Origin of the sequence: Nonomuraea lactucae, from assembly GCF_003313395.1 — a bacterium.
In the GTDB taxonomy this organism is placed as follows: domain Bacteria; phylum Actinomycetota; class Actinomycetes; order Streptosporangiales; family Streptosporangiaceae; genus Nonomuraea; species Nonomuraea lactucae.
Genome location: NZ_QNFZ01000652.1, coordinates 1 through 2,818, shown reverse-complemented (window position 1 = coordinate 2,818; position 2,818 = coordinate 1). Strand labels below are relative to the sequence as shown.

Below are 2,818 nucleotides of genomic sequence, written 5' to 3'. Positions count from 1 at the left end.
CCGACGCCCCGGCCCGCCGCCGAGATCGAGGGCGGCGCGGGAGGCGCCGCGGTGCTGTCGGGCGCGGCGCGCGTGCTGACCGCCGACGGGACCGACGTGACCGCGGAGTTCCTGGCGGGCGCACAGTCCGCGCTCGCCGTGGCCCGATCCTTCGGCGTACGGCTCGCGGTGCTGAAGGACGGCAGCCCGTCGTGCGGCGCGCTGGCCGTGTACGACGGCACGTTCCGGGGACGGCGCGCCCCGGGCCAGGGGGTCACCACGGCGCTGCTGGAGCTCAACGGCATCCGGGTCTTCACCGAGGACCACCTCGCGGAGGCGGCCGACTACCTGCGCGCCCTGGAGACGGCGTAGCCGCGGGCTACGCCGGGTGCGGCAGCATGCGCCTCACCAGGCGGACCACCTCGTCGATCGTCGCCTTCGCCTCGTGTTCGGTCTCGCAGGCGGCCACCAGCACACCGGCCTCCCGCATCATCGTGGTCAGGAGCACGACCAGCACGTGGCTGCGCCGCGAGTCGTCGAGCCCGAGCAGCCGCCTGTTGCCGCCCATCCAGTCCCAGCCGCGCTGCCGCTGCAGCAGGGCGAACTCGGCCGGTCCGTCGTTCTCCAGGAAGATCCGGGCCACGTCGCGGTGCTCCCACGAGCCTTCGAGGTAGGCGCGCGCACCCGTCACGAAGCGCTCTCCGGCGCCCTCGACCGCCCGCGCGGCGCGGGCGGTGCGCTCCTCCTGGCCGCGCATGAACTGCTCCCACAGGGCCAGGAACAGGCCCGGCTTGCCGCCGAAGTGGTGGTAGAGGCTGCCGACGCTGATGCCCGACGCCTGCACGATGTCGGCCACCGTGGCCTCGCCGTACCCCTTGGCCAGGAACACCTCGCGGGCGGCGCGCAGCAGCGCGTCGCGGGTGCTGCCGGAGCGATCCCAGCGGCGGCTGCTGCCCATCAGTACTCCCAGGTGTCGGTGCGTTGCTCGCCGCTGATGCACCAGACTCCAGAGCCGTGCTCGCCCTTGACCAGGTCGACCCTGATCCAGCCGACGTTGCGGGCGACCTTGGCCGTGTAGCCGGTGGCGGGGGTGGCCGAAACCAGGCGGCAGCCGCCGGAGCCGAGCGTGAACACGACCTCGCCGCCCTTCACCGTGACCACTCTCAGCGGCGTGCCGCCCCGCGTGGCGCCGGGAGCCGGGGTGTCGGGCTTCCTGGTGGGACGGCGGGTCGGCGGCGTGGCGGCGCGCGTCCGGGCGGGCGTGGCCCTGGGAGAGGGGGCGGAAGAGGGCGTGGGGGTGCCGGACGCCGAATCCGTCGGGGAGGGGGTGGGACCGGCGGTCGGCGTGCGGCCGCCCTCCGCGACCGTCTGGGCCAGGAACGGCCGCACCGGGACGTCGTCCACGAGGTCGCTGCGCAGCACCCCCCGGACGCCGAACCACGACACCGACACGGCGACCGCGGTCGCTCCGCACCAGATCGCCGTGTATCTAAGGGCCCGCCGCATGAGAGGCATTATGTACGGTTGGTGCGCATGGCGACGGTGCTCGTAGTCGAAGACGACGAATTAGTCAGATCGGCGATCATCCATGAGCTCAGCAGGCGGCAGCACGCGGTCCGCAGCGCCGGCTGCGCCCTGGACGCCCTCAGGGAGATCTCCCAGCGCCCGCCGGACGCCGTGGTCCTCGACCTCGGCCTGCCCGACCTGGACGGTTCGGAGGCGCTGCGGATGATACGCGGCATCTCGGACGTGCCGGTGATCGTGGCCACGGCCCGGGACGACGAGGCGGAGATCGTCAGACTGCTCGAAGCGGGCGCCGACGACTACCTGGTCAAGCCGTTCTCGGGCGACCACCTGGGCGCGCGGCTGGACGCGGTGCTGCGCCGGGCCAGGTCGGCGCAGCCGCCCCAGTCGATCCACGTGGGCGGGCTGGTGGTGGACGTCAACCGGCGGGAGGCCACGCTCGACGGCGGGGCGCTCTCGCTCACGAGGCGGGAGTTCGACCTGCTCGCCTACCTCGCCGCCAGGGCCGACCGGGTGGTCACCCGCCAGGAGCTGCTGGTGGAGGTCTGGCAGCAGTCGTACGGGGACGACCAGACCATCGACGTGCACCTGTCGTGGCTCCGCCGCAAGCTGGGCGAGAGCGCCTCGCAGCCCCGCTACCTGCACACCGTTCGCGGCGTCGGGGTCATGCTCTCCCCGCCGCGGTAGGCCGCGACAGGGAGGGACAGGCAGTGGCAGGCGGCGGCAGGCACAGCGGCAGCGAGGAGACGAAGGTGACGAGACGACGGTGAGGCGAGGATGAGGCGGACGCTGGCCGTCCTGGTGGTCGCGGTCACCTCGATGGTCGCGCTGGCGTTCCTGGTGCCCCTGGCGCTGACCGTGAAGGAGACCGCGCAGGCCAGGGCGCTGGCCGACGCCGAACGGCAGGCGTCGGCGCTGGTGCCGGTGCTGGCGCTGACCATCGAGCCGGGCGAACTGGTCCTGGCGATCACGCGCACCGAGGCGGGACGGCGTGGCAACCTCGCCGTCCACGCCAAGGGCGGCGCGGCCACCGGCACCTCACGCGCTCCCCGGGCGGAGATCGCGCGCGCGATGGCGCAGACCAGGGCGAGCTGGATCAAGCTGCCCGCGGGCTACGCGCTGCTGCGCCCGGTCGCGCTGGACGAGGACAGGGGCGCCGTGATCGAGGTGTTCGTGCCCGCCGGCGACCTGACCCGCGGTGTCGGCACGTCGTGGGCGGTGCTGACCGGCGTGGCCGTGGTGCTGGTGCTCGGCTCGGTGCTGGTCGGCGACCGGCTGGGCGCGCGGGTGGTCCGGGCGGCGCGGCGGCTCGGCT

At 74.0% G+C, this 2,818-nt stretch carries 4 protein-coding genes and 1 pseudogene; 3 read left to right on the top strand and 2 right to left on the bottom strand.

Going from position 1 to position 2,818, the window contains the following annotated elements:
• Positions 1-351 (top strand): 2-thiouracil desulfurase family protein (locus tag DQW85_RS24850; protein WP_162795348.1); only part of this gene is annotated, 351 nt, incomplete at its 5' end.
• Positions 352-358: 7 nt separating this feature from the next.
• On the opposite strand, the gene DQW85_RS24845 is transcribed toward DQW85_RS24850, so the two are convergent.
• Together DQW85_RS24845 and DQW85_RS44825 are read right to left on the bottom strand one after the other, a co-directional pair.
• Positions 359-937, bottom strand: a complete 579-nt coding sequence (locus DQW85_RS24845) for a TetR/AcrR family transcriptional regulator (protein ID WP_113702415.1) — start codon at positions 935-937, stop codon at positions 359-361.
• Positions 937-1,485, bottom strand: coding sequence for a hypothetical protein (locus tag DQW85_RS44825; protein WP_162795347.1), 549 nt, complete (start codon positions 1,483-1,485; stop codon positions 937-939). The genes DQW85_RS24845 and DQW85_RS44825 overlap by 1 nt, the downstream gene beginning before the upstream one ends.
• A gap of 27 nt (positions 1,486-1,512) precedes the next feature.
• Here DQW85_RS44825 and DQW85_RS24840 point away from each other — a divergent pair, with 27 nt between their 5' ends.
• On the top strand, positions 1,513-2,190 hold the full coding sequence (locus DQW85_RS24840; protein WP_113702416.1) for a response regulator transcription factor: 678 nt from the start codon (positions 1,513-1,515) through the stop codon (positions 2,188-2,190).
• A gap of 90 nt (positions 2,191-2,280) precedes the next feature.
• Positions 2,281-2,818 (top strand): annotated as a pseudogene (locus DQW85_RS24835) (two-component sensor histidine kinase); the annotation flags it as partial.

What these genes read in the sequence shown, in the direction of transcription:
- DQW85_RS24845 (WP_113702415.1), bottom strand. Translation starts at nt 937, where the DNA reads ATGGGCAGCAGCCGCCGCTGGGATCGCTCCGGCAGCACCCGCGACGCG.
- DQW85_RS44825 (WP_162795347.1), bottom strand. Translation starts at nt 1,485, where the DNA reads ATGCGGCGGGCCCTTAGATACACGGCGATCTGGTGCGGAGCGACCGCG.
- DQW85_RS24840 (WP_113702416.1), top strand. Translation starts at nt 1,513, where the DNA reads ATGGCGACGGTGCTCGTAGTCGAAGACGACGAATTAGTCAGATCGGCG.